Source organism: Corynebacterium sp. sy017, assembly GCF_017918135.1.
Taxonomy (GTDB): domain Bacteria; phylum Actinomycetota; class Actinomycetes; order Mycobacteriales; family Mycobacteriaceae; genus Corynebacterium.
Genome location: NZ_RZUE01000002.1, coordinates 204,292 through 228,360, shown reverse-complemented (window position 1 = coordinate 228,360; position 24,069 = coordinate 204,292). Strand labels below are relative to the sequence as shown.

Genomic DNA, 24,069 nt, shown 5'->3' with positions numbered 1-24,069 from the left:
GTGAACTTTATGAATTTTATGAATTCTATGAACTTTATGAACAACTTGCCTTTCAAGGGTTAAGGTGCAAAAAACTCCCATGACATCGCCGATGTCATGGGAGTTTTACTAGAAAAGGCTAACGCACTTTAGCGCAAGCACTAAAGTGCAAACGTGAAATTAGCCCCAAATACCGTTGATAGCAAGTACGGATACTGCAGAAACAATTGCGGCAGCTGGCAAAGTGATTACCCATGCCAAACCGATTGGCTTCATCATGCCCCAGTTAGCTTTCTTCTGAACCAAACCGATACCCAAAATTGCACCAATCAAGATGTGGGTAGAAGACACAGGCAAACCGAGCAAGGACGCGCCCATAACCACTGCAGCTGCAGAAAGCTCGGCAGCGAAACCAGACGCTGGGTGCATTTCAGTAAGTCCAGAACCAACGGTCTGGATAACGAAACGTCCAATGAACCATAGACCAGCAATAAGAGCGACACCACAAGTAACCATAGTTGCAGTCGGCACCTCTGCTTTACCGTTAATGGAATCAGTACGCAGTACGTCGAGCACGGCAGAGAATGGACCGATAGCGTTCGCAATATCGTTAGAACCATGTGAGAACGCAAAAGCAGAAGCGGTGAATACCTGCATCCAAGAGAAGAGGATGAAGGTTGCACGTGGTAGTTCACGGTTCTTCAAGGTACGAGTGAAAATGAATACTGACATCCATACCACTGCAGCGATCATGGCAAGGATGAGGAAGTTACCCAGGTTAGAGAGGTGGAAGTCAAGGTTCTTAAGACCCTTGAACAACATCATTGCACCAATAATTGCTGCACCTACTGCTGCTAGCAAAGGCACCCAGTTTTCTAGTGCACGGTGTGTGTTAAGAGCATCACGACGAACATTGAGCTTATGTAGGTCACGGTAGTAATCTGATTCGATGTTATTTGGATCGTAGTTTTCCTCGTTGATAAGCGTCGAATCGCGAAGCATTGCTGAGGTGTAGCTGATCTTCTCTGTTTCGCTCAGGCTCTCAAAGTTCTTCTTGAACTTTTCGTGGAGCTGTGCACGCTCAGATTTAAGAACATCAAGTTCTTTATCTGCTTTGTCGTTGTAATCGAGAATGTTTTTCTTAATTGCACTGTAGAGCAACCATGCAACAGCACCACCAAGAACAGGAGACAATACCCAGCTCATTGCGATCTGACCGATTTCGCTCCACTGAACCATATCCCAGCCACCAATACCTTGGCTGAAGCCGAGAGTAAGGGAAGCACCAACGATACCACCGACGATGGAGTGAGTGGTAGACACTGGCCATCCCATGCGGGTAGCCACAAGGAGCCAAATCGCTGCACCGAGCAGTGCAGACATCATGATAAAGGCAAAGTGAAGTGGGTCGAGATCAATCGCGTCAAGATCAACGATGCCAGACTTAACGGTGTCGGTCACCTCGCCACCAGCGAGAACAGCACCTGAAACCTCGAAAATAGCAGCAACAACTAGCGCTTGCTTCATCGACAGTGTTCCAGCACCTACTGAGGTACCAAAAGAGTTAGCAACATCGTTACCGCCGATGTTAAATGCCATGAACACACCAAAAATAATGGTGGTGATGAGGATAGACTTGCTTGCTCCCTCACCAACATAATCAAAGGACCAGAGTAAATAAACAACGAGAGTAACAGCTAACAACCCACCAAAGGTAAGATGCCACCACAAATCAGAGGTGCTCTTTTTGCCAGGTTGTGGAATAGCCATGACATCATTAGACATGAAAATTCAACTTTCATCAGATTACGTACAAAAACGACTCTCGTAGTGTCCAGCATGGAAGTGAACTCAAGGTAAATAGAACTAAGCCATAGAGATAATTCTGGCAAAATGCCGTGTTTTTCCCTTGCCTTCGCATAAAAAATGTGAGCAGGCGCACAGATTTAACACACATAACCACCCCCTTTTCCTGCAACACCAAACACATAAAGCACACAAGAATAATAAATAGACAGAGTTGTATATATAATATAGACTCTTATTAGACATATCAGTCTACTTTGGGTCCTACTAGACACACCAAGCACATAGATGAGTTGAAAGGAATAACGATGCAGCCACAGCTATCAGTGATCATCATTGGCGCTAGCGCAACCGGACTTTACCTTGCAGATCAACTCATGTGCCGCCACAATATATCCATCAAGCACATAGATATGGTTGATCGTCGACCAGCACCCATAGGTATCGCACCTTACTCGCTTACCCAGCACCCTTTAGCAAAAATCGGGCGAACCAGTATCCACCTATTGGGCAATATAGAAGTTGGGCGCGATGTATCTCTGACAGAATTAACACAACTCTACTCACTCGTTCTCGACAGCACTGAACTACAACACGCCTCAGAGCACGAACTATCCACACTCTTAACGCGTCTAGAACAGATACGCCCTACGACGTTCCCCCTTGCCTCCTCTGGTCTAACAGAAATCATCCAAAGCCGTAATCTAGCAGTCACACGGTGGGTTAATCCTTTGCAACTGCCCACCGGTTATAGTTTGTCGCACTGGCGCAACCTTATTGACCGTGCTCATGGCATCCCAGTGTGCATATAGTTTCTTAGTTTTTCAACAGAATACTCACACCGTAGAATGGGCACAGTGCATCTCTGCATAGGCTCACCCATGATCCATGCAAAGAGCTATGCAGAAGAAAACCAAGCCCTAAGGATGTGATTGTGGTACCCTCCCCAACCCAGCTCTCTCCTTCTGCAATCCTAGGCATTATTGCGGTCATCATTTCCATTCCAGCATGGTGCTATTTCTTCTTTGCAGGAGCAAAGATCTACCGGCTTATCCGCTCCGGTACTGCCACTACTCCACGCACGAACCAGCCGGTGCGTCGGTTAGCGACAATGCTGCGCAAGGTTTTCTTCCACACTGAACTCGCCCGCAAGCCGCTCGTCGCAGCAGCACATTGGCTGGTCATGATTGGTTTTATCGGCGGATCACTCGTTTTATTCGAGGCGTATATTCAAGTCTTTGCGCCACATAGTGGCTGGTGGCTGCTGCACGAATGGCCGGTCTACCACTTCTGCGAAGAACTCCTTGCTGTAGGAACCATTGTGGGCATTGGCTGCCTTATGGTCATTCGCGCCACTTCCCCCGCACGTTTTTATGGCTCAAATTCCCGTGCCGCTGTGTTCGTGGAATTGGTAGTGCTCATCGAAGGACTGGGAATGTTGCTGGTCAAAGCCGCCAAAATTGCCACCTACGGCGGAGGTAGCGTATGGGCAGACTTCCTCAGCAGATACATTGCACTCTTACTGCCCGCTTCTGCCACCCTGGTCAGTGTTTTTGCCTTAATAAAATTACTCAGCGCCATGATCTGGCTTGGCGCAGTAGCGCACTACATTAACTGGGGTGTTGCCTGGCACCGATTCCTTGCCTTTTTTAACATTTTCTTCCGACGCAACCCCGATGGTTCCCCAGCCCTAGGCGCACTAACCCCCATGTTGTGGAAAGGCAAAGCCCTCACCTTAGATACTCTGGCTGAGCTTGATGAAGGCACTCTCGACAAAGACAACAAAGACAATGCTGACAAGGCGAACCATGTGGAACCGACCGAACCAACCCTAGGCACTGGTACTCTTGCCGATGGTTCCTGGAAAATGCTCCTCGATGCCACCACATGCACTGAATGTGGTCGCTGCCAGGAACAATGCCCGGCATGGAATACCCAAAAGCCTTTGTCACCCAAGCTGCTCATGACCGATATTCGTGATGCTGCCACAACCAACACCCACGCCAATGTCGATGTTCTCAAACTTGTTGGTGAATCAGCAATCATTAATCCCGACGCGCTGTGGTCATGCACGCATTGCGGTGCTTGCGTGGAACAATGTCCGGTGGATATTGAGCATATTGACCATGTGGCAAACTTACGCCGTTTCCAAGTTCTCGCCGAATCTGAGTTCCCTTCCGAACTAGCAGGCCTATTCAAGAATCTAGAGGTCAAAGGCAATCCTTGGGGGCGCAATAACACACAGCGCGCAGATTGGATAAGCAAAGCGCGTCGCGACGGTATCGAGGTACCAGTTTTCGGTGAAGATATCCATGATTTTTCCGATACCGAATACCTATTTTGGGTTGGTTGCGCTGGCGCTTTCGACGATGCCGCCCAGCGTACAACTCGCGCAATAGTAGAGTTACTGCATACTGCTGGCGTGAAATTTGCTGTGCTTTCTCGTGGGGAAACCTGCACAGGTGACCCTGCCCGGCGCGCCGGTAACGAGTTTTTATTCCAGCAATTAGCCAAAGAAAATATCAGCACTCTCAATGAGGTTTTTGAGGGGGTAGTTCCTGGTCAGCGCAAGATAATCACGAGTTGCCCGCATTGTTTTAATACACTGCGCAATGAGTATCCAGATTTTGATGGACATTTTGATGTGTTTCATCATACGCAACTGCTCAACCGTCTGGTTCGTGATAACCGACTCACCCCTATTCCGCGGAGTCCGCACAATCGTGCTCCTATTACTTATCATGATCCTTGTTTCCTCGGGCGGCACAATAAGGTGTTTGATCCGCCGAGAGAACTGCTTGGTGTCACCGGTGCCGAGCTAGTGGAGATGGATCGTACCCGCAATGAAGGCTTTTGTTGCGGTGCTGGTGGGGCGCGAATGTTTATGGAAGAAAAACTCGGTACTCGTATCAATGAAAATCGTGCTCAAGAGGCTGTTGCTACTGGTGCTGCAGAAATTGCCGTCGGTTGCCCGTTCTGCAACACGATGCTCACCGGTGGGGTAAAAACTGTAGCGGCACAAGCAGAGACAGCACCTGCTGTACGCGATGTTGCGCTTATGCTGCGCGACAGCATACTGATCGACGATAAATTACCTGATCCACAGGCTAAAACTTTCTTAGAAACCCCACGACGCACACCGCGTAAGACTACTCAGGTATCTGCTCAGGCAACCGCCAAAGAGCAGAAAACACCTTCAGCAAAGACCCACAAGGCACCTACAGTAGCGCCACCGGCTAATAGTGGCGACGTACCAGTTCCACCAGCTCCTGTCCCTCCAGTAGTGCCAGTGATTCCAACACCAACCACGCCGCCGGTTCCTACAGCACCTATTCACCCTGTAGTACCACCAGCACCAGGAGCAAGTTCTGTTCCAGTCCCACCTGTGGCCACGCCGCCGGTTCCTACAGCACCTGCTCAACCTGCAGTACCACAACCACCAACTCCCTCAGTGCCTATACCACCTGGTTCTGCGCTGCCACCTGGTATAACTCCGCAGCAGGATACTCAGCCTCAAGCAAAAGAAGAATAGTGTTTGGGCCAGCGGTGAGCGTCGAAAAGCATAATGGGGCAGCTAAAAAACTTTCGACGCACACCAATTCCTCATTGAGGATAAAAATTTCCCTAGCTCAATGGGCTTGCGTCCACTATTATGGAACGGTATGAGCAATCCCAACTTTTCTGATTATCGTATTAGTGATGCAGAGCGTGAACACGCCATTGACCAATTAACTACGCATTGTTCTGAGGGGCGCCTGAGTCTTGACGCCTACGAACAACGTGTCGATCAGGTAATCCAAGCAGTGCTGTATTCAGATTTGCTTGCTGTGTTTAGTGATTTACCAGCACCAAGTAGCCCACCTATGGATATCCAGGCAGCTACTCCAGAGCGTACTTATACTGAATCGGAAATTAATGAGCTACGTGTTTCAGGAAGAAGAATCCGTGCAGGTTTAAGCTGTCTTAGTGCTTTGGGCGCCACTTTTTATAGTCTGTATCTCAACGATCCCCTACCATTGGCATTCCTACCTGCGGTTATTATTCTGCTCTACATTATGCGCATTGGTCCAGATTCTTGGTACACGCCTTCGCTTCAGCAGCTTGAGCGTCAGCGCACTCGGGCAATTGCTGCGCAACAACGCAATCAACTTGCACTGATGCGGATGCAGCATCAACAGCAGCAGGCACAGCAGCGTGCTTTATTGCAACAGCGTCGTAATGAGCTCAAACATCAGGTTCTTGATTGGGCGGATGACGCTATCACCCGTTTTAAGCGTTAAAGGCGTATTCTTTCCCTTTTCATCCTTTCCCAAGGATTGCTCTGTGCACTGTATTCTGTGCTTTTCCTAGCGTAAGGGGCTATAGTAATAAAATGACTGAGAAAAAAACTGCCCCTAACGCCACTGCTCCTGCTAAAAAACGCCCGCGTCGTACCTTCGATCAATCAGACAAAATGAAGGATGTGCTCTACGAGATTCGTGGACCAGTTGCGGCAGAGGCTGAGCGTCTCGAACTCGACGGACACCGTATCCTTAAGCTCAATACTGGCAATCCTGCTATTTTCGGTTTTGAGGCTCCCGATGTCATTGTGCGCGATATGATTGCCTCACTCCCCACGGCACAAGGCTACTCTTCCTCCAAAGGCATTATTTCTGCTCGACGTGCAATTGTCACGCGCTATGAGATGACCCCAAATTTCCCGCATTTCGATGTCAATGATGTCTACCTGGGCAATGGTGTTTCTGAGCTCATTACGGTAACCACTCAAGCACTGCTTAACGACGGAGACGAAGTGCTCATCCCTGCCCCCGATTATCCTTTGTGGACCGCGGCTACCTCCCTGGCCGGCGGCAAGCCTGTGCATTATCATTGCGATGAGGAAAATAACTGGTTCCCCGACATTGAAGACATCAAAGCTAAGGTCACTGAGAAAACCAAAGCAATTGTGGTCATCAATCCCAATAATCCTACGGGTGTTGTTTATTCGGAGGAATTGCTCAAGCAAATCGTCGATATTGCTAGAGAACACGACTTGCTCATTCTGGCTGATGAGATTTACGACCGGATTCTTTTCGACGATGCCGTACATACGTCCATTGCCAGCCTAGCTCACGACGTTCTCTGCATTACCTACAATGGCTTGTCCAAGGCATACCGCGTCGCAGGATTCCGTGCTGGTTGGATGATTATTACCGGGCCAAAGCACTATGCCCGTGGGTTCATTGAGGGAATTGACCTCTTGGCTGGCACCCGACTATGCCCAAATGTTCCTGCTCAGCACGCTATCCAAACCGCTTTGGGCGGACGCCAGTCTATCTATGACCTCACCCGAGCAGGTGGTAGATTACGCGTACAACGTGATGTCGCGTATGAAGGACTCAATGCTATTCCAGGAATTAGCTGCGTGAAACCCCAAGGGGCACTCTATGCTTTTCCTAAAATTGATCAGAATTATTATGACATTCACGACGACACTCAGCTCATGCTCGATCTGTTGCGTTCGGAAAAGATTTTGCTTGTCCAAGGCACCGGTTTTAATTGGAAAAAACCGGATCATTTCCGATTAGTGTTTTTGCCTTGGGCAAGCGAACTAAGCGAAGCTATCGAAAGAATCGGTAACTTCTTATCCAGCTATAAACAATAGCTAGAGAGATACTGAAGATAGCTGCGCAAATATCTCTCCTTCTTCTAGTAGTGCTGAGAGTCTGTGGACTCTCAGCACTACTAGAAACGACAGACTCTCAGCACTACTAGAGGCTGCGCCCGAGTGCTTTGTATGTCCATCCCGCTGCTTGCCATTGCTTAGGATCAAGCACATTTCTGCCATCAATAATTGCTTTGGTGCGCACCAAGGCACCTACTTGCACAGGGTCAAGATCGCGGAACTCTTGCCATTCTGTGGCTAAAATAACCAAATCCGCATCTTCTAGTGCTGTTAGAGTACTGTCGGCATAAGTCAGGGTTGGGAAAACTGCACGCGCATTATCCATAGCTTGTGGATCATACACAGTTGTTTGAGCACCATGTAACGAGAGCGAACCTGCCACACTCAACGCTGGTGAGTCACGCACATCATCAGAATTAGGCTTAAAGGCACATCCAAGGACAGTAACATTCTTGCCGATAAGCGAACCACCAGCAGTTTTCTTAGCTAGCGCGACCAAGTGTTCGCGTCTGCGCATATTGATTGCATCTACCTCACGCAAAAAGGTCAAGGCTTCATTTGCCCCTAGCTCACCAGCGCGTGCCATAAAGGCACGAATATCTTTGGGGAGGCAACCGCCACCAAATCCCAGACCAGCACCGAGGAATTTACGTCCGATTCTTTCGTCGTAGCCGATAGCGTCTGCTAAGAGCGTAACATCTGCTCCTGCTGCTTCACAGACCTCACTTACTGCGTTAATGAAAGAGATTTTGGTTGCTAAGAAAGCATTGGCGCTCACTTTCACTAATTCAGCAGTGGCAAGGTCGGTGACCAGGAATGGAGTGCCGCGCGAAATGGGCGTGGCGTAGATTTCTTGAGCGCATTCCACGACCCCAGAATTAGATTGCGAGCAACCAATGACAATGCGGTCAGGGCTAATGGTGTCATGCACTGCATAGCCTTCACGCAAAAACTCTGGATTCCAGGCAATTTCCACTCGGGTACCAGGTCGTGATAAAGAATCAGCAAGCTCTTGCAGACCCGCAGCAGTGCCAACCGGGACTGTGGATTTACCAAAGATTATGTGTTCACCCTCAAGAAGCGGCACAAGTTCCTCAATTACCCCCCGCACATAACGCATATCGGCGGCATATGAACCACGTTGTTGCGGAGTACCCACGCAGAGAAAATGCACATGCGCATGGTCGGCAGCATCAGCATAGTTGGTGCTAAAAGCCAAATGGTTGGCGTCGATATTGCGCTGGAGTACCTCGGGTAGACCTGGCTCGTAAAAAGGAGCCTGACCAGAGGAAAGCAAATCGATTTTGCGCTTATCGACGTCAACGCCAAGTACATCATGTCCAAGTTCTGCCATGCACGCTGCATGGGTTGCACCAAGATAGCCGGTGCCAATAACACTCATCCGCATAGCATCGAACCTAGTGGACACATATGAACACGGGGCAAATAAAATCTAAAAAGCGTTTAACGGAAGTTTAAGTAGGCTTTCGACGGGGTAGGTCCACGCTGTCCTTGATATTTCGAGCCTAATACCCCAGAACCATAAGGCACTTCTGCTGGCGAGGTCATCTGGAATAGTGCCAACTGCCCGACTTTCATACCTGGCCATAGTGTGATGGGCAGATTAGCAACATTGGACAACTCCAAGGTGATATAGCCGCTAAAACCAGGATCGATAAACCCAGCCGTGGAGTGCGTGAGCAACCCTAAGCGCCCCAAGGATGATTTTCCTTCCAACCTGCCTGCTAGGTTCGACGCCAAACTAAACTTTTCCAAGGTAGAGCCCAGAACAAACTCGCCTGGGTGTAGCACAAAAGGCTCATCTTCTGCGACTTCTACCAGGCTGGTGAGCTCGTCTTGCTGCTCTTTAGGGTCAATGTGGGTGTACTTGGAGTTATTAAAGACACGGAAAAATCTATCCATGCGTACGTCAATGCTTGAAGGCTGGATAAGCGCTTCGTCGAAAGGTTCAATACCAAGATCGCCTTGAGCAATAGCTTTACGAATATCTTTATCGGATAGCAACACACCTATAGTGTATATGGAAAAGGTTTTTATTATGTATATCAGGGGCTTATTTTATTATTTCTGCATGAAAAACGGTATATATTCACCTTTTCTTTATTGCAGACTACTCTGTCTATTATTGTCGAACCATGACTTCTTATGACAACACAGATACAACCCAATGGGGATTCGATACACGCCAAATACACGCAGGTCAGCCAGTAGATCCTACAGGTGCCCGTAATCTCCCTATCTACAACACCTCCTCCTATGTGTTCAACTCCGCAGAACACGCCAAACAGCGCTTCGCCTTGGAAGATGCAGGCCCAGTATATTCACGACTAACCAACCCAACCGTGGAAGCCGTCGAAAATCGCATCAATTCTTTGGAGGGCGGAGTGCATACTGTTCTGTTTGCTTCTGGACAGGCAGCAGAAACAGCAGCGATCCTCAACCTTGCGCGCGCAGGCTCCCATATTGTTGCCTCCCCCAGGCTTTATGGTGGAACCGAAACCCTCTTTTCGGTAACTCTAGCTCGCTTAGGAATCACCACCACTTTTGTGGACAATCCTGATGATCCAGAATCTTGGCAGGCAGCAGTGCAAGACAATACTGTGGCTTTTTATGGTGAAACTTTTGCTAACCCCCAGGCAGATATTCTTGACATCCCTGCTGTGGCAGAGGTTGCCCACCGCAATAATGTTCCTTTGATTGTGGACAACACTCTTGCCACCGCAGCTCTTGTTCGTCCGCTAGAACATGGTGCTGATATTGTCGTTGCTTCCCTTACGAAGTTCTACACCGGTAATGGCTCCGGATTGGCTGGTGCACTCATTGATGGTGGTAGTTTTGATTGGACTGTCACCAACCCTAAGACCGGTGAGCCTATTTTCCCTGATTTTGTCACCCCTGACCCTGCCTATCACGGGTTGAAATATGCTGACCTCGGTGAAGCTGCCTTTGGTCTCAAAGCCAGAGTTGGTCTTTTGCGAGATACCGGCGCCACAGCCTCTGCTTTTAACGCTTGGGTGACAGCTCAGGGATTGGATACTTTGTCTTTGCGGGTGCGTCGTCATAATGAAAATGCAGCGCAGGTTGCCGCTTTCCTTGATGAGCATGAATTGGTGAAAAAGGTTAATTATGCTGGTCTTTCTTCTTCCCCTTGGTATGCGGTGAAAGAAAAGTTGGGGTTGGAATACACCGGATCTGTGCTCTCTTTTGACCTGGATGCTGAGAAAATCACAGGTTCTGCTGATAGCGATGCTGCTCGTGAAACGGCCTGGAAGTTTATTGACGCTTTGCGTTTGCACTCGAATCTTGCGAATGTGGGAGATGTGCGCTCACTCGTCGTGCATCCTGCAACCACCACACATTCACAGTCTGATGAGGCTGGGCTTGCTTCTGCCGGAATTAACCAGGCAACTATCCGTTTATCTGTGGGTATTGAGGATATTAAGGATATTCTTGCGGATCTTGACCAGGCTTTTAAGGCAGTTGCTGCTGCGAGCTAAGCAACATTGAGCACATAGTATGGGACAGCATAAGGAATGGGTCAGTTATTAGCTATTCGACGCCATTCCTTTGTTCTTCTAGCTCTAGACTTTCCCGTGCGGCTGATGAGCGCAATAGGTACGGTATATGGAACTTTATCCCACAGGGTTAGCTGAGAGTTTCCTGATGTTTAATCAGTAAACTCAGTATCTTTACACCAGTGATACGCAGTGACATATCAGGTTGTCCACAGAAATGATTTGTAACTTGATGGTCATGAGAAATAGAAAAATTTTCCTTCCTTTTGTGTCCACTGTCGTTATTGCTGGTCTAGCGTTGAGTGCTTGCTCTCAATCTGAATCCGCTCAGGCTCTCGCAACTAGTACAACAGCTACGAGTACCTCTTCTGCTTCTAGTCAAGATGCAACCGCCGACGCAACTACCACCACTCAAACAATCAAAGACACTGCGGCTGCAGCACAAGAGTTCCTGAACACTCTTTCTGAGGAGCAAAAGAACACGATCCTCAAAGACTACACGGATGAGGACAAAACAATTACCTGGTCAAACTTCCCGGTAACTTTCGTACAGCGCGCTGGTATCAACCTCAAAGATCTCAACGATGAACAACGCACCGCAGCCTTGAACGTCCTCAAAGCTCTCCTCAACGACGACGCCTATGCCCAGGTCACAGCGATCATGGAAGGTGATCAGTATTTGTTGGACAACAGCAACTCCACAGAGGATTCCCTTGGTCAGTATTACATTGGTTTCTACGGAAACCCTAGTGATTCTAGTGCTTGGACTCTCCAGTTTGGTGGTCACCACCTGGGCATTAACGCCACCATGAACAAGGACACGCTCACCTTTGCGCCTACTCACCTTGGCACCCAGCCCGCCGAGTTCGTCAATGATAAGGGTGAGACTGTCAAACCTATGGATAAGACCTATGCTGCCGCTTTTGCTTTCTATAACAGCTTGAACGACGACCAGAAATCCAAGCTTTACCAGGGCGAAGAAGTCGCAGCGATGAAATGTGCACCAGGTAGTACCTGTGATTACCCAACGGGCACTGGTATTAAAGGTTCCGATTTGACTGATGCGCAAAAGGATTTGCTTCTCGACGTCGTGGCGCAGTGGGTGGGGCTTGCTGATGAAGAAACCACATCCAAGCAGTTAGAGACTATTCGCCAAACATTAGATGACACCTACATCAACTGGTCAGGTGCCACTACTTATGACATGAATAGTGGGGAGGGTATTTATTTCCAGATTAGTGGTCCAAAGGTTTATATTGAGTTTGCTTGCCAGAATGGTTCAGCCGGTGCTGATGTGGAAGGCGTGATTACCTCTGGTTGGGGTCATGTGCACACTATTTACCGTGATCCGACCAATGACTACGCTAACTCTGCCACCCAGAAAGAAAGTAATGGTCCCGGTGGAGCCGGTGGCCCTGGTGGTCAAGGAGGACCGGGTGGATCTGGCGGAACTAGCGGTTCGGGCGATTCAGGTACCCAAGGCGAACCAAGTGACGCGACCGGAGCGCTACGTAAACCAAGTGAATCAGGCAGTGAAAGTGAAGCAAGTGTGATGGATAGAAAACCACCACAAGGGATACCACCGATGGGCGCTCCTGGAAGAACTAATAACTCTGGCAGCAGCATTTAGAGCCTCGCTTTCTGCGCTAGCAGCACTAAAGCTACACGGTCACGACAATGCAACTTTGCCAATAAATTTGAGACGTGCGTTTTAACCGTCGCCCCAGAGATAAACAGTTTTTCTGCTATCTCTGGATTTGTATGACCTAGTTCAATAAGTTTAAGCACTTCCACTTCGCGAGGTGTCAGCATATTTAATCCTTGGCGTGCCTGACTAGATAGTTCTCCCTGAGTCAACACTGCACGCCAGGACTCAAGCACCGTACCAGTAACTCCAGAAGACAAAACTGATTCACCACGCGCCACAGCGCGTACTCCAGAAATTAACTCCGCAGGATCGGCATCTTTAAGCAAAAAACCATGTGCACCCAGCCGCAAGGCAGTTTCTACATCACGAGGCTCATTGAAAGTAGTAAGCATCAGCACTTTTATTCCCCTCTCAAGAGCAAGTATTTCTCGTAGTGCGCTTAACCCATCACAATGCGGCATCCGAATATCCAAAATTGCAAGATCAAGATTGTAGCGTTGCGCACAGGAAATAGCTTGATCACCATCATGTGCTGTAGCTACAACCTCCATGTCCTCTTGAGAGTTCAAGATAGTTTTCAGCGCACTCACAAGAAGCGGTTGGTCGTCGGCAAGCATAATACGGATAGACACGTTTCTTACTGTACTTGGTGCCCATTATCTTTTACTCCTACCTAGGTAGGAAAAACTTTGCTGTATATTCATCCCATTGATGGAGGAATGAATACAACAAACCTGGCATGATCGAGTCATGAATGAAGAAAAAACAGTTAGTTTGTATCTACGTCTTGAGCTGCTGATCTGGCATCAGAACGAGAACGAATAGCAAAAGACAGCAATAACCACACAAGAAAGAAACCCCAAGTAACCGGAACATAACCCCAGGCAGGTGTCGTGCCAGGAAGAGAGTTAAGTAATGTCCACAGTAACCAGATTCCAATGCCAACAGCAAGGAACACATACCTACTTATGGAACGCGCGCTGATTTCTTTACTTATCAGGATTTTATTGGCACATAATAATACTGTTCCTATTATCAATGCAGCAGCAATACCCGGGAGAGTGTATAACGCAAACATATCTACTAGCCTATCAAGCAAAAATCAGGTACACGCCCTTGCATTCGTATCTGTTCCATAAATGATGTTTTGTCTGAAAACCTCGCAAAACTCGCAAATTTTTCTTACCAACATAGGATCCCATGCGCTTTATCCCATTAATTTTTAGTATGCTCTACGCAATCCTCTACCTAATTCAGGCATTGCAACCATCATGGTTGAGCATTACAGATCTCATACTCGCCATATTGCTGTGCATAGCAACAGGATTACTAGAGACAAGAAAATATCTCGTCCTTGGGGCATTCCTTATTCTTGGCAGTGTATGCGCATGGCAATTAGCTTTTATTCACGCGTTGCCTAACAATACAGGCATCACCCTATATATAGTCCTTGTCCCTTGGGCTCTTTATAAACTTGCCCGCTCATCACATACCCATAGTGCTGCATTGGGATGCCTCTTTGCCGGGGCAGGATCTATCATTTCACCGCTGATGTGGCGAATTAAAGAATATGACTTTGGTTATGGTCTTACCTATCTTGAGCGCCCACAAGATATTGCGTCAATGCTAGTGGCACACTGGTCAGTCATTCTTCTCGTGTTGCTGTGGGGCAAGCGTGAACGAGAAAAACAAGTGCAAGTTCGAGCAGAAGAACGTACACGTATCGCTGCTGAAGTACATGACACTCTTGCCCATTCTCTCGCTGTGATTCGTATGCAAGCATCAGCTGGAATATACGCCCCAGATCAGGCTCAACAGGCACTACAAACCATTCAACAAATAGCCGGAGAAGGAATTGAAGAGGTACGTACCTTTATCTCCAGTTTGCATTCCGACGCCACCCAAACCAGTCTTGCCACTGTAATTGATAGATTCCGCAGCAGCGGTATGGATATTGACGCTGAGCTGGATAATCATCTTCCACCTTCAACCATCATGTATAAAGCACTCAGCGAAACACTCACTAACGCCGCAAAACATCAACTTAATGCAAAAGTTTATATACGAGCTACATATAACAAGTCCTTTGAGCTAGATATCTTATCTATTGGTCCCATACAACAAGGAAAAGGCAATGGCATAGGGCTGAAAAATTTACAAGAAAAAATAGCGGCACACGACGGAATCTTCAGTTTTAGAATAGATGGAGAAAAAGCACATACTCATATATGCCTTTCAATAAATAATTAATCAATTCCTCAAACAAAAAGCTCAGTGGAGTCCACTCCGTAAGGAATGGACTCCATATGTTTTAGACATCAAAAACCTGTCCACCCTAATCTGATCCACAAGAGATATCCCACTCATCCCACCAAACCCAAAACCTCTACTACAAAGAACACTATTTCTCAGATCCAGTTCTCAGATTCAGTCAAGCAAATAACCTTCAAGAAAAGATTTAGAGTTGTTTAACTTTTGTTAATTTTTAGGTCATACTGGATCAGTATCCCAGAAAAACAACGAAAATCATAAGAAGGAATAAAATTTTTCTAAAAAATTTTCATTAAGCAAACCACAAGCTAGATGCGCATTTTTACCCAGACAAAAAGAGAAAATGTGGAGATTTTTCCAATCATGGGTTTGCACCAATGTTTTTGTGATGTAAGGTTAATTACACATTAACTAATTGAACTGTTCCTAGGACAGTTCCCGATCCATTAGGGAAAGGAGCTGAACGCTCATGTCAATCACATTTGGTATCAACAATAAGAAGCTCTCCAACCGATGGAGCCAGATCTTCTCACAATGCGTCGATACCGACGCAGCACCAATGCCAAAGTCCACAACAAAGGATATTGATAACGACAAAGAGATACAATCATTTTTGCGTGAGCAAATGGGTGGCACAATAAAGCAATAAATACCTCTGACCAACAGAGGTAGACATAGCCAGCATTATCTTGCATTAAGCGCACGCATCAATGCGGCACGCATCAAAAGGCGTATCACATCATATCAAAAACTTGATGTGATACGCCTTTTCATATTTTCAATAACAATACTCACCACGAAAATATCCAACACATAATCATTTTTTCGCCCACTAAAACACCGTCAACACCTTCCCAAAACAGCAATAAGGTGGGGATTTCACAAAAAGGACATTAGTTGGTAAATTAGTCTCGGTGATTTAATACATCACAGGGCCTTTAGCTCAGTTGGTAGAGCTACGGACTTTTAATCCGCAGGTCCCGGGTTCGAGTCCCGGAGGGCCCACAAAACCTCTTTAGCTTTTTATTTAGCTAGAGAGTTTTTTATATCCGTAGATTACGGTAAAAGATACTCTTCACCCCAATCCTGTAATGCGAGCAGCACAGGGATCAATGCTTTTCCCGATTCTGTGAGGTAATACGCTTGCCGTGCCCTTGCACCCGCTTCCCGATATTCATTGCGAGCAATTATTCCTGCCCGCTCAAACGTCTTGAGTCTCGTCGAGAGTAAATTTTTAGGACACCCAAGGCTTTGCTGTATCTCACTAAACTTGTTCATCCCGCGCGCAAGGTCACGCAGAATAAGCAAACTCCACTTTTCGCCAATAATTGCCACTGTGCGCGCTATGGGACATTGGGTTAGCGACGGATTTTCATGATTTCCTTTTGACAATTTTCTCCACCCTAGCTAAGTTTATTTTATAAACCTAGCATAGTCTATTGAACTGTTGTCGCATAATGCGCAACCTCCCAACCATCAAAAATAAAGGAGAAAACATGAAAGCACTAGCACTGACCGCATATAACAAACCATTCGAGTGGCTCGAATCCCCCATACCCGAACCAGACACTCATCAAGTAACTGTAGAAATAAAAGCAGTAGGCATTAACCCCTTGGATAACATGATCCAGCAGGGACAATTTAAGCAACTATTCCCATACAAACTACCGATGATCATGGGAAATGAGTTTTCTGGCATTATCACAAAAGTTGGCAGTGGCGTCAGCAATTGGAAAGTAGGCGATGAGGTTTTTGCCCGCCCAGATATCCTCACCCTCGGGGCATTTGCCGAATTTGTCAATGTCGATGTGGCAGATATTGCACCGAAACCATCGCAGCTGTCCTGGGAACAAGCTGCCTCGATTCCTTTGGTATTACTCACTGCGATTCAGGCATTCACGGAGAAAACACAGATCAGTGCAGGATCAAAAGTATTTATCCAAGGCGGCGCTGGCGGCCTAGGCTCCATTGCGGTACAAGTCGCCAAATATCTTGGCGCAACTGTAGCCACCACAGTGAGCACCAAAGATGTCGAGCTCGCACATGATTTGGGCGCCGATATTGTGGTTGACTATCGCACGCAGCGATATGAGGATTATGTCCAAGATTTCGATGTCGTACTCGATACACTCGGCGGCGAAGAAACATTGCGCGCAATGCACACCCTTAAGGCGGGTGGCACATTGCTGAGCGTCGTCGCAGCTCCTGATGCGGAATTTGCCGCACAACTTGGTAAACCACTCTTGAAACCGGTCATGAGTTTCCTCAGCCGCAAGCAGCGTAAAGCCGCCAAACAACACAACGTGACCTACAAATTCCTATTCATGCATGCCAGCGGTCACCAACTAGAGCAATTCACCCCAGCGCTTAACGATGGTTCCATCCGCCCGGTTGTAGGTGAAATTTTCGCTTTCGACGACCTTCCTCAGGCAATCGCACAGCTTAGTGCCAAACGTAGCAGCTCAGGAAAAATTGTTGCAGTGCGGCAATGACATTGTGCATAGGCTTTAGCCCATTCGTTTCCGATTATGACTCACCAATCGTCGGATGATCAATAACAGAGCACACAGCAACACAGAAATCGTCATATCCCATAAAAACCACATAAAAGTGCTTTCACCTAGAGAGATGTCATGAATGCGCTCAGCTATGCCCAAAGAATCCGCCCAAGGAAATAACCGATGCACAGCCGGAGATACCAAAATAAAATACAAAACAGGAACCGTAACGCTAACCGCAGGATTCTGAAATAACAAACCGATACAGCAACCAACCGCCGACAGTGTAATCACTTCACAACCAATGAGCGCATAAGAACCAACACTCATATACGAAGGAACAGCCGGATTACATACCAGAAAGCTCATCAAACCAACCACATACCACAACATCCCCAAAAGGACACACAGAATCACCACAGAATCATGCTTTACGACGCCTGGCCGTCTCGACAACAACTGCCCAAACTCACCGTCAAACTGATTACTACTGGTAGCTGCCACCCAACAACTAGCTAAAACCACCACATAACCCAACACCACAAAAACATTTGCACTACCACCATCTAGTGCCTGACCATTAATCTCCGCACCTAAAAGGGATAAAATCCTCATCCCTAAAACGCAAACAATGGGAAACAACACAGCAATCTGAACAGAGGGCAAGGACAGACATCTTCTTATGCAACTACGCATTGCGAACACAAGTTATCGCCTCTTTCCTACCGCAAGAGCCAAATAGATACCAGCACAAACCACAATCCAGGCGCACAGCAACCCTAAACTCCCCGCTATGCTATACGGACCTTCAGATGCTTTGAGGAACACAAAACTCTTTCCTCCGATTAACGGTAAGCAATTATGAAGAAACGGACTGACAACATTGAGCACTCCGCTGAGTGAAATAAAGAAAACAAGCAAAAGAGCGACGACACTAGCAAAAAGCTTTTGCGAAAGAGCGCCAACCAAAAGCGCCATGAGAGAAAATAATATCGCAAAGACCCATACTCGAAGACACACACCAGCAGCTGTAAGAATAGATAATTCTGCCCGTGCATCAGCATGCAATAATACGAGCAAAACACAATAATTACATACGGCACTTAAGACGGAAACCACAAGCGACCACACACAATGAGTAATCATTGTCCCTATTCTCCGAGCGAATAATCCTCGGGGAAATAAAAGTATTTGCTCATGATCACCATAAGAATACTCACGATGAAAAAGCACTGCCACAGTAATCGGTATAAATATCACAGCACTTTGATACACCGGTCCTAAGTAGCCTTCACTCAGTAAGTCAGTAATTGGTTTATCCGCCAAAGAAGGATCTAGGTTCTGAGATTCAAGATCACCAGTTACCACTGCATTGATGACACTGACGTTCATCACAGAAAAAACAAGTGACAGCACGACTGTAGGAACAAAAGCAATATATACCTCACGCATCGACCAAAATCGACGCAGCTCAGAAACAATTTGATTCATCACAAATCTCCTTTAGAAGAAGACGTGAGAGAAAAATAAGCCTGCTCTAGTGATTGATATTTTCCTCGCAATGTATCTCTATCAACTTGTTCGACAATATGACCACGATTCAAGAAGATAAAGGTCGTCGCTAGTTGCTCTAGTTCATTCATGAGGTGGCTAGTAATAAGAACCGTATTACCTTGTCCGCAATAGTCAGTAAGAAATTCCCGTAACCAACGAATCCCCTCAGGATCCAAACCATTAACTGGCTCATCCAAAATCAGCACTTTGGGATCCCCCAGCAAAGCACACGCAATTCTCAGACGTTGCTTCATCCCAAGAGAAAACTCCTTGACCCTACGTCGTCGTGCATCACCAAGACCAACAAAATCTAATTTTTCATAGCACTCTTTCTTCGTTAGCCCCATAGCCGCAGCAATCCATAACATTTGGTCAATCGCCCGACGAGATGGATGATGCACCATAGTGTCCAAGGAAACTCCTACACGAGCGTGTTGCGTGTAATGGGAATAATCCAAATCACCAAAACGAGCTGCGCCACTATCTGCAGTCTCCAATTGCAGCAATATCCTCAATGAGGTTGATTTTCCAGAACCATTCGGACCAATCAGACTCGTGATTGAACCTTCTGGAACCTCAAAAGATACATCAGACAATACTTCTCTACCCTTAAAAGACTTGCTGACATGATCAAAGGTAATCATTCATTCCCTCCTGCGCACTAAATACAGCATCTATTGCCCACGATAATCACGATGATAATGACCCTTGACATGGAGAAATTCAGCAAAGATTGGCACCACAATCCCTCACTGTGCCGATACGATCGCCATAATCAAACCAAGATCAAATCATCATCAAATCACGGAAGGATTGCCCCCCCCCCCCGCTGTGGATTCATACTTCAGACTACGGTATGCCCTGTTATTCGTCCACAGATAAATACATTTCTCTTCACTCACCTCCCCCTTGACCACGCCTCCCACAGGCGCGCATACTCACCTTTGGCACTCAGGAGCTGCCGATGGGTACCAGATTCGATAATTTGCCCGGAATCCATCACTATAATACGGTCAGACTGAACAGCTTGGTCTAGTCGGTGGGCTACCACCAACGCACTACGTCCCTCTAGCACCCGCTGAGCAGCCAATTCCAACTCCCCCGCCAGCGCCGAACCGGCCTCCGCAGTAGCCTCATCCATCACCACCACAGCAGGATCCATCAACAGCACCCGCGCCAATGCAATCTGTTGCCCCCGCACAGGATCCACCCGAACCCCCATAGCCCCCACTTCCGTATCCAGACCACACTCCAACCCGCGCGCCCAATCACCAGCCCCAACCGCATCCAAGGCTTCCCACACCTGCTGGTCAGTGGCATTTTCGCAGGCGATTGCCACATCTTCGCGCAGCGAGCCGGAGAAAGTGTGGGCTTCTTGGTTCACCATTGCTACTCGGGTGGCACGCTCGGCGTCAGACAGCGCGGACACGGGCACGCCATCCAGCAACACCTGGCCTCCACTGGGCACACGCAAGCCCATCAGTAGCGCTGCGATTGTGGATTTCCCTGCGCCGGACGCCCCCACCAGCGCCACAGTCTGCCCCGGTTGAATCTCAAAAGATACGCCATGCACCGCGGCCTGCCCGCCAGCAGCACCGCCAGTAGGTTCCGCGTCACTCGGATCAGCGCCTAGCTCAGCGCCATCGTCAGCGACGCCACCCGGCTCAGCACCGTCACTCAGATCAGCACCGTCACCCGGCTCAGCGCCACCAGCAACACCACCAGGATAGGAAAACTCCACATCACGCAGCTGAATCAACCCACGCGCAGCAGGGGCACCATAATCCGGCACCGGCTGCGGTGGATCCACCACCACCCCCACAATCCTCGCCAAGGAGGCATACCCAGACTGGATAGTATCCAGCACACGCATCAACATCATGATCGGACCGCGAATGCGAATCATCATCAACGCCGCGGCCGTCACCGTCCCCACGCTCACCGCGCCTGCGCGCACCAACAGAAAACCAACACTCAGCACACCCGCCACCAGGATAAACTCTGCAACAGTAATCCATAGGGATAGCACCATCATGCTCATACGTGCCCGCATCCCCTGCGTCACCACAGCCTCGGATGCCTCCCCAATGCGCGCATGTACCTCCTGCTCCATACGGAATGCGCGCACCGTCGCCCGCCCATGAATCGACTCCAACACCCGACGCGCCCGCGTAGCCATCCATGCGCGTTCCTGCGCATAGCGCCCCGGCGCGACCTTCAGATAACGACGCGCCGCCCACCAATACACCGGCAAGGTAACAAGCGCTACCGCCAGCAAGCGAGGGTCCAGGGAAGTCAGCGCTACCGCCGTCGCTGCGATAGTGAATGTGCTGGTGGTCAGCACAGGTAGGGTTTCGGAGATAGCAGCAGAGACTTCGGCAACATCGTCGGTAGAGCGGCTGACCAAATCCCCAGTACCCGCATCTTCGACGTTATGCAGGGGCAATCCCAGGGCGGTGCCCACCATCGTGCTGCGGAGGTTGGCGATCACGCGTTCACAGATGACCGCCAGAAGATAGAAGCCACTCCCCTGACTTATCGCACCAACCAGGGCAATTGCCGCCATAAGCCCAGCGAGAAGCCCCAGGTTCCCGGAACCATCACGCACCACGTCCACAACTTGCCCCAACAAGCGAGGCATCATCACGGTGCAGCCGGATCCTACGCACAGAAGGATAATGGCGCACAATGCTTTCAGGCGTGCACCTGGTACGGAACGCACTTGGCGCATAACTTCCCGACGCGCCTGCGACCAGGTTGCCAGCGGGAACGCCTGATGCTGCTCGGTATGTTGTGGCGTGCGGTGCACACTATGTTGTGCTGCATGGTGCGCACTGTGTTGTGGCGCGTGCTGTGTCACTGTTGTGCCCTCCGCTCGTCAGTGCGGTGCCCTGTCAGGCATTGTTGTTCCTGCGATTGCTCCTGTTGCTGTGCCCTCCATGCCGGTGCTTGGGACACCACAATGGTGGTTTTACCCCGGCGAGCATTCACCACCCCCTCCACAATGCGCACCTCTGTCATAGAATCCACCGCCGATGTGGGGTCTTGAAGCATCAAAATCGGCGGATCGGCAGCCAAGGCACGCGCTAACGCAACACGCTGACGCTGCCCACCAGAAAGCATCCTGCCGCCCTCCCCCACACGCTTCGACGCACCGCCGGGAATATCGGAGCAGCTCGCCGCCGCCAATGCACGCTGCGCTACCTCTGGGTTCGGGTGGACATTATCAGCGACGGTGCCGTCAAACAGATCAGCCTCATGCGGAACCACCACGGCAATGGACTTCGGCAGATTATCCAGCAATTGCACATACTCTGGTGCAGTGTCCGGATGAATAACAGTCACACCAGCAGGTAATTGCTGCTGTATGCGACGGGCATGGTCGAGGGTTGCGGGTTCATCGTACTGAGGCTGTGCCGTGAGCACACTCACCACGCGTTCAGCAGAGGCACTCGCCACAGCCAAGCGGGAGGAAATGTTTTTCCCCAGCATAGTCATGGGAGTGATGATGAACTGGGTTAAACCAACCACCGTGATCAACTCCCCGATAGAGATATGACCGCGCAACCCCAACCAACCAGCGAACATTCCCACCAACGCCACATACACCGCACCCGTGAACTCGGTGGTGATGTTGAGGCCTGCCTGGGCGGCGTCGGCATGGATCGTCGCAGAATACGCATCATCAGATACTCCGCGATACCGACGCTGAACCGTGCCCACGGCACCCAAACCTTTAAGGACACGCAAACCCTGCACCACATCCGTTGCCATTGCAGCGGCCTTTGCTAATGCCCGCTGCTTCGCACCCGAACGCGCACGCAAAGGACGCGCCGCGCGCAAAGCAATCATCACCACCATCGGGCCGGCAAGCAACACGGCCACACCCAGCGGCGGATAAATAAGGAGAATCATCATGCTGGTGTACAACAAAGAACCAATTTCCGCCACGGGGAAAACAGTGAGCATCAGTACCTGAGCCACACGCGTTGTATCCGTACTAGCAATAGATAATAAGGTACCTGCGGAACGCTGCGGTTCCATACCGCGCGGGTCTTGAATCCGATCCGTCACCGCCATGCGCAACTGATGATTCAGGTTAAGGGTGGAACGCTCCAACAGAAAACGCCCCAGGAACATGGCTGTGGCGTTGCAGGTAAACACCAACAGGAGTGCCACAATCCAGCGGATGAGGGGTGTTAATTCCGAGGTGGCGATGGCTTGGTCGATCGCACGCCCAACGATAACCGGCACCGTTGCATTGCATAAGAAACCAATGAGCACACACACCGAAGCAATAATGCTCCAGGGGCGCTGGGAAAATGCAATACGCGCCAACCAGCGAGATTCATAAGGGCTAGGTAACGGGCGCGGGGTGACGATGAATGAGGTAAAAGGGCCGCTAGATGTGGTGCCCAGGTTTTTCTTGCCGTGACCCATCGCGGAAGATACACCCGACGACTCACGGCGCTGCCACGCGTTATGTTTCATCGTTGGTTATTATCCCACAGAGTTGTTATGGGGTAGGAAAGGCTGTTATGCGAGAGGAAAGTTGGGTTTTGGTGGGGTGGGGCACTGAAGATTGGATTGATTATGAAAAGCTGGGTTGCTGTGGGGTAGCCCAGCTTTCACACTGATTAAGCATTTTTATGACTAATGACATAGGCGCCACTAACACTCAGTGCCACCATCGCAGTCATAAAAATCATCGGCGCGCCGTCGCCCAGCCAAAAATAGATAGCTACCGACAGGAAAAGAGCAATCCATGCCATTAGCAGTGCATAAAAAGGAACTTTTCGCATTACTATCCATCCTTTCAGTTGGTCAGGATTAAGTTTTCCAGAAAACTATTTAATACGGATAGATTTTCTAGCAATAAATAAAGATCCCAGAGAGGCAATAAGCGACCCAACGAATACCGACCACGCAGTAGCGGAATCATGACTAAAAAGCGATGGGACAGTCACGATCGCCACAATAGCTAACGCAAAACCCAATACCAGCAGAACCACTGGAAACACCGATTGTTGCTCATTTAGTTCCATAAAATATATTAAAATACAGAAAATCTACACGCGCAAGAGTTACTGAGTGATTTATAGCAAGCGACGC

Annotated in this window: 22 protein-coding genes and 1 tRNA gene; 10 read left to right on the top strand and 13 right to left on the bottom strand. The window is 48.8% G+C overall.

The genetic code is table 11. The features are described from left to right. Positions 1 to 159 precede the first annotated feature (159 nt). Complete coding sequence (locus EML15_RS04530) at positions 160 to 1,764, bottom strand: inorganic phosphate transporter (protein WP_246846930.1); 1,605 nt, start codon at positions 1,762 to 1,764, stop codon at positions 160 to 162. A 329-nt stretch (positions 1,765 to 2,093) separates the two neighbouring features. Between EML15_RS04530 and EML15_RS04525 the strand changes: the two genes are divergently transcribed. The 4 genes from EML15_RS04525 (at position 2,094) to EML15_RS04510 (ending at position 7,429) form a co-directional block, all read left to right on the top strand. Continuing rightward, positions 2,094 to 2,597 (top strand): hypothetical protein, encoded by a 504-nt coding sequence (locus EML15_RS04525; protein ID WP_144273672.1) that lies wholly within the window; start codon positions 2,094 to 2,096, stop codon positions 2,595 to 2,597. A gap of 119 nt (positions 2,598 to 2,716) precedes the next feature. Beyond that, positions 2,717 to 5,317: a (Fe-S)-binding protein gene (locus EML15_RS04520; RefSeq protein WP_144274122.1), complete on the top strand. Its 2,601-nt coding sequence runs from the start codon at positions 2,717 to 2,719 to the stop codon at positions 5,315 to 5,317. Positions 5,318 to 5,447: 130 nt separating this feature from the next. Further along, positions 5,448 to 6,065 carry a DUF1707 domain-containing protein gene (locus tag EML15_RS04515; RefSeq protein WP_168195004.1) on the top strand — a complete coding sequence of 206 codons (618 nt, stop codon included), beginning with the start codon at positions 5,448 to 5,450 and terminating at the stop codon, positions 6,063 to 6,065. Between the two features lie 92 nt (positions 6,066 to 6,157). Further along, a complete protein-coding gene (locus EML15_RS04510) occupies positions 6,158 to 7,429 on the top strand; it encodes a pyridoxal phosphate-dependent aminotransferase (protein WP_144273670.1) in 1,272 nt (423 codons plus the stop codon). A gap of 106 nt (positions 7,430 to 7,535) precedes the next feature. Here the strand turns inward: EML15_RS04510 and EML15_RS04505 are convergent, their stop codons facing one another. Beyond that, positions 7,536 to 8,858 (bottom strand): UDP-glucose/GDP-mannose dehydrogenase family protein, encoded by a 1,323-nt coding sequence (locus EML15_RS04505; protein WP_144273669.1) that lies wholly within the window; start codon positions 8,856 to 8,858, stop codon positions 7,536 to 7,538. Between the two features lie 56 nt (positions 8,859 to 8,914). Further along, entirely contained in the window at positions 8,915 to 9,478 is a 564-nt protein-coding gene (gene dcd, locus EML15_RS04500) for a dCTP deaminase (RefSeq protein ID WP_144273668.1), read from the bottom strand. 128 nt (positions 9,479 to 9,606) lie between these two features. Between dcd and EML15_RS04495 the strand changes: the two genes are divergently transcribed. Next, positions 9,607 to 10,968 (top strand): O-acetylhomoserine/O-acetylserine sulfhydrylase, encoded by a 1,362-nt coding sequence (locus EML15_RS04495; protein ID WP_144273667.1) that lies wholly within the window; start codon positions 9,607 to 9,609, stop codon positions 10,966 to 10,968. A 256-nt stretch (positions 10,969 to 11,224) separates the two neighbouring features. Then, positions 11,225 to 12,616 (top strand): DUF3500 domain-containing protein, encoded by a 1,392-nt coding sequence (locus EML15_RS04490; RefSeq protein WP_144273666.1) that lies wholly within the window; start codon positions 11,225 to 11,227, stop codon positions 12,614 to 12,616. Here EML15_RS04490 and EML15_RS04485 read toward each other — a convergent pair. Both EML15_RS04485 and EML15_RS04480 read right to left on the bottom strand, forming a co-directional pair. Then, complete coding sequence (locus EML15_RS04485; protein ID WP_185967196.1) at positions 12,613 to 13,251, bottom strand: response regulator transcription factor; 639 nt, start codon at positions 13,249 to 13,251, stop codon at positions 12,613 to 12,615. The genes EML15_RS04490 and EML15_RS04485 overlap by 4 nt on opposite strands. 152 nt (positions 13,252 to 13,403) lie before the next feature. Beyond that, the gene (locus EML15_RS04480) at positions 13,404 to 13,712 is read right to left on the bottom strand and encodes a hypothetical protein (RefSeq protein ID WP_144273664.1); all 309 of its coding nucleotides are present in this window, start codon (positions 13,710 to 13,712) and stop codon (positions 13,404 to 13,406) included. Positions 13,713 to 13,834: 122 nt separating this feature from the next. Here EML15_RS04480 and EML15_RS04475 point away from each other — a divergent pair, with 122 nt between their 5' ends. From EML15_RS04475 to EML15_RS04465, 3 genes are all read left to right on the top strand, one after another. Next, positions 13,835 to 14,884: a histidine kinase gene (locus EML15_RS04475; RefSeq protein ID WP_144273663.1), complete on the top strand. Its 1,050-nt coding sequence runs from the start codon at positions 13,835 to 13,837 to the stop codon at positions 14,882 to 14,884. 490 nt (positions 14,885 to 15,374) lie between these two features. Further along, positions 15,375 to 15,554: a hypothetical protein gene (locus tag EML15_RS04470; RefSeq protein WP_144273662.1), complete on the top strand. Its 180-nt coding sequence runs from the start codon at positions 15,375 to 15,377 to the stop codon at positions 15,552 to 15,554. 283 nt (positions 15,555 to 15,837) lie between these two features. After that, a tRNA-Lys gene (locus EML15_RS04465) sits at positions 15,838 to 15,910 on the top strand. A 51-nt stretch (positions 15,911 to 15,961) separates the two neighbouring features. Here EML15_RS04465 and EML15_RS04460 read toward each other — a convergent pair. After that, entirely contained in the window at positions 15,962 to 16,297 is a 336-nt protein-coding gene (locus tag EML15_RS04460; RefSeq protein WP_144273661.1) for a helix-turn-helix domain-containing protein, read from the bottom strand. A gap of 104 nt (positions 16,298 to 16,401) precedes the next feature. Here EML15_RS04460 and EML15_RS04455 point away from each other — a divergent pair, with 104 nt between their 5' ends. Next, positions 16,402 to 17,397 carry an NADP-dependent oxidoreductase gene (locus EML15_RS04455; RefSeq protein ID WP_144273660.1) on the top strand — a complete coding sequence of 332 codons (996 nt, stop codon included), beginning with the start codon at positions 16,402 to 16,404 and terminating at the stop codon, positions 17,395 to 17,397. A 15-nt stretch (positions 17,398 to 17,412) separates the two neighbouring features. Here the strand turns inward: EML15_RS04455 and EML15_RS04450 are convergent, their stop codons facing one another. The 7 genes from EML15_RS04450 to EML15_RS04420 all read right to left on the bottom strand — a co-directional run bounded on the left by EML15_RS04450 (position 17,413) and on the right by EML15_RS04420 (position 24,002). Further along, on the bottom strand, positions 17,413 to 18,018 hold the full coding sequence (locus tag EML15_RS04450) for a hypothetical protein (RefSeq protein WP_144273659.1): 606 nt from the start codon (positions 18,016 to 18,018) through the stop codon (positions 17,413 to 17,415). A gap of 93 nt (positions 18,019 to 18,111) precedes the next feature. Further along, positions 18,112 to 18,894: a hypothetical protein gene (locus EML15_RS04445; protein ID WP_144273658.1), complete on the bottom strand. Its 783-nt coding sequence runs from the start codon at positions 18,892 to 18,894 to the stop codon at positions 18,112 to 18,114. Next, on the bottom strand, positions 18,894 to 19,601 hold the full coding sequence (locus EML15_RS04440; RefSeq protein ID WP_144273657.1) for an ATP-binding cassette domain-containing protein: 708 nt from the start codon (positions 19,599 to 19,601) through the stop codon (positions 18,894 to 18,896). Before EML15_RS04440 ends, EML15_RS04445 begins: the two co-directional genes overlap by 1 nt. Positions 19,602 to 19,855: 254 nt before the next feature. After that, positions 19,856 to 21,817 (bottom strand): ABC transporter ATP-binding protein, encoded by a 1,962-nt coding sequence (locus EML15_RS04435; RefSeq protein ID WP_349236854.1) that lies wholly within the window; start codon positions 21,815 to 21,817, stop codon positions 19,856 to 19,858. Next, complete coding sequence (locus tag EML15_RS04430; RefSeq protein WP_246858129.1) at positions 21,814 to 23,448, bottom strand: ABC transporter ATP-binding protein; 1,635 nt, start codon at positions 23,446 to 23,448, stop codon at positions 21,814 to 21,816. The genes EML15_RS04435 and EML15_RS04430 overlap by 4 nt, the downstream gene beginning before the upstream one ends. Before the next feature lie 146 nt (positions 23,449 to 23,594). Further along, positions 23,595 to 23,759, bottom strand: coding sequence for a hypothetical protein (locus tag EML15_RS04425; protein ID WP_168195002.1), 165 nt, complete (start codon positions 23,757 to 23,759; stop codon positions 23,595 to 23,597). Between the two features lie 45 nt (positions 23,760 to 23,804). Continuing rightward, positions 23,805 to 24,002: a hypothetical protein gene (locus EML15_RS04420; RefSeq protein WP_144273656.1), complete on the bottom strand. Its 198-nt coding sequence runs from the start codon at positions 24,000 to 24,002 to the stop codon at positions 23,805 to 23,807. Between the last annotated feature and the right edge of the window lie 67 nt (positions 24,003 to 24,069).

Excerpts from the sequence above, each read along its gene's own strand:
- EML15_RS04530 (WP_246846930.1), bottom strand. The coding sequence starts at position 1,764 with ATGTCTAATGATGTCATGGCTATTCCACAACCTGGCAAAAAGAGCACC.
- EML15_RS04525 (WP_144273672.1), top strand. The coding sequence starts at position 2,094 with ATGCAGCCACAGCTATCAGTGATCATCATTGGCGCTAGCGCAACCGGA.
- EML15_RS04515 (WP_168195004.1), top strand. The coding sequence starts at position 5,448 with ATGAGCAATCCCAACTTTTCTGATTATCGTATTAGTGATGCAGAGCGT.
- EML15_RS04510 (WP_144273670.1), top strand. The coding sequence starts at position 6,158 with ATGACTGAGAAAAAAACTGCCCCTAACGCCACTGCTCCTGCTAAAAAA.
- EML15_RS04505 (WP_144273669.1), bottom strand. The coding sequence starts at position 8,858 with ATGCGGATGAGTGTTATTGGCACCGGCTATCTTGGTGCAACCCATGCA.
- EML15_RS04495 (WP_144273667.1), top strand. The coding sequence starts at position 9,607 with ATGACTTCTTATGACAACACAGATACAACCCAATGGGGATTCGATACA.
- EML15_RS04490 (WP_144273666.1), top strand. The coding sequence starts at position 11,225 with ATGAGAAATAGAAAAATTTTCCTTCCTTTTGTGTCCACTGTCGTTATT.
- EML15_RS04485 (WP_185967196.1), bottom strand. The coding sequence starts at position 13,251 with ATGCTTGCCGACGACCAACCGCTTCTTGTGAGTGCGCTGAAAACTATC.
- EML15_RS04480 (WP_144273664.1), bottom strand. The coding sequence starts at position 13,712 with ATGTTTGCGTTATACACTCTCCCGGGTATTGCTGCTGCATTGATAATA.
- EML15_RS04475 (WP_144273663.1), top strand. The coding sequence starts at position 13,835 with ATGCGCTTTATCCCATTAATTTTTAGTATGCTCTACGCAATCCTCTAC.
- EML15_RS04470 (WP_144273662.1), top strand. The coding sequence starts at position 15,375 with ATGTCAATCACATTTGGTATCAACAATAAGAAGCTCTCCAACCGATGG.
- EML15_RS04455 (WP_144273660.1), top strand. The coding sequence starts at position 16,402 with ATGAAAGCACTAGCACTGACCGCATATAACAAACCATTCGAGTGGCTC.
- EML15_RS04450 (WP_144273659.1), bottom strand. The coding sequence starts at position 18,018 with ATGAGGATTTTATCCCTTTTAGGTGCGGAGATTAATGGTCAGGCACTA.
- EML15_RS04445 (WP_144273658.1), bottom strand. The coding sequence starts at position 18,894 with ATGAATCAAATTGTTTCTGAGCTGCGTCGATTTTGGTCGATGCGTGAG.
- EML15_RS04440 (WP_144273657.1), bottom strand. The coding sequence starts at position 19,601 with ATGATTACCTTTGATCATGTCAGCAAGTCTTTTAAGGGTAGAGAAGTA.
- EML15_RS04430 (WP_246858129.1), bottom strand. The coding sequence starts at position 23,448 with ATGAAACATAACGCGTGGCAGCGCCGTGAGTCGTCGGGTGTATCTTCC.
- EML15_RS04425 (WP_168195002.1), bottom strand. The coding sequence starts at position 23,759 with ATGCGAAAAGTTCCTTTTTATGCACTGCTAATGGCATGGATTGCTCTT.
- EML15_RS04420 (WP_144273656.1), bottom strand. The coding sequence starts at position 24,002 with ATGGAACTAAATGAGCAACAATCGGTGTTTCCAGTGGTTCTGCTGGTA.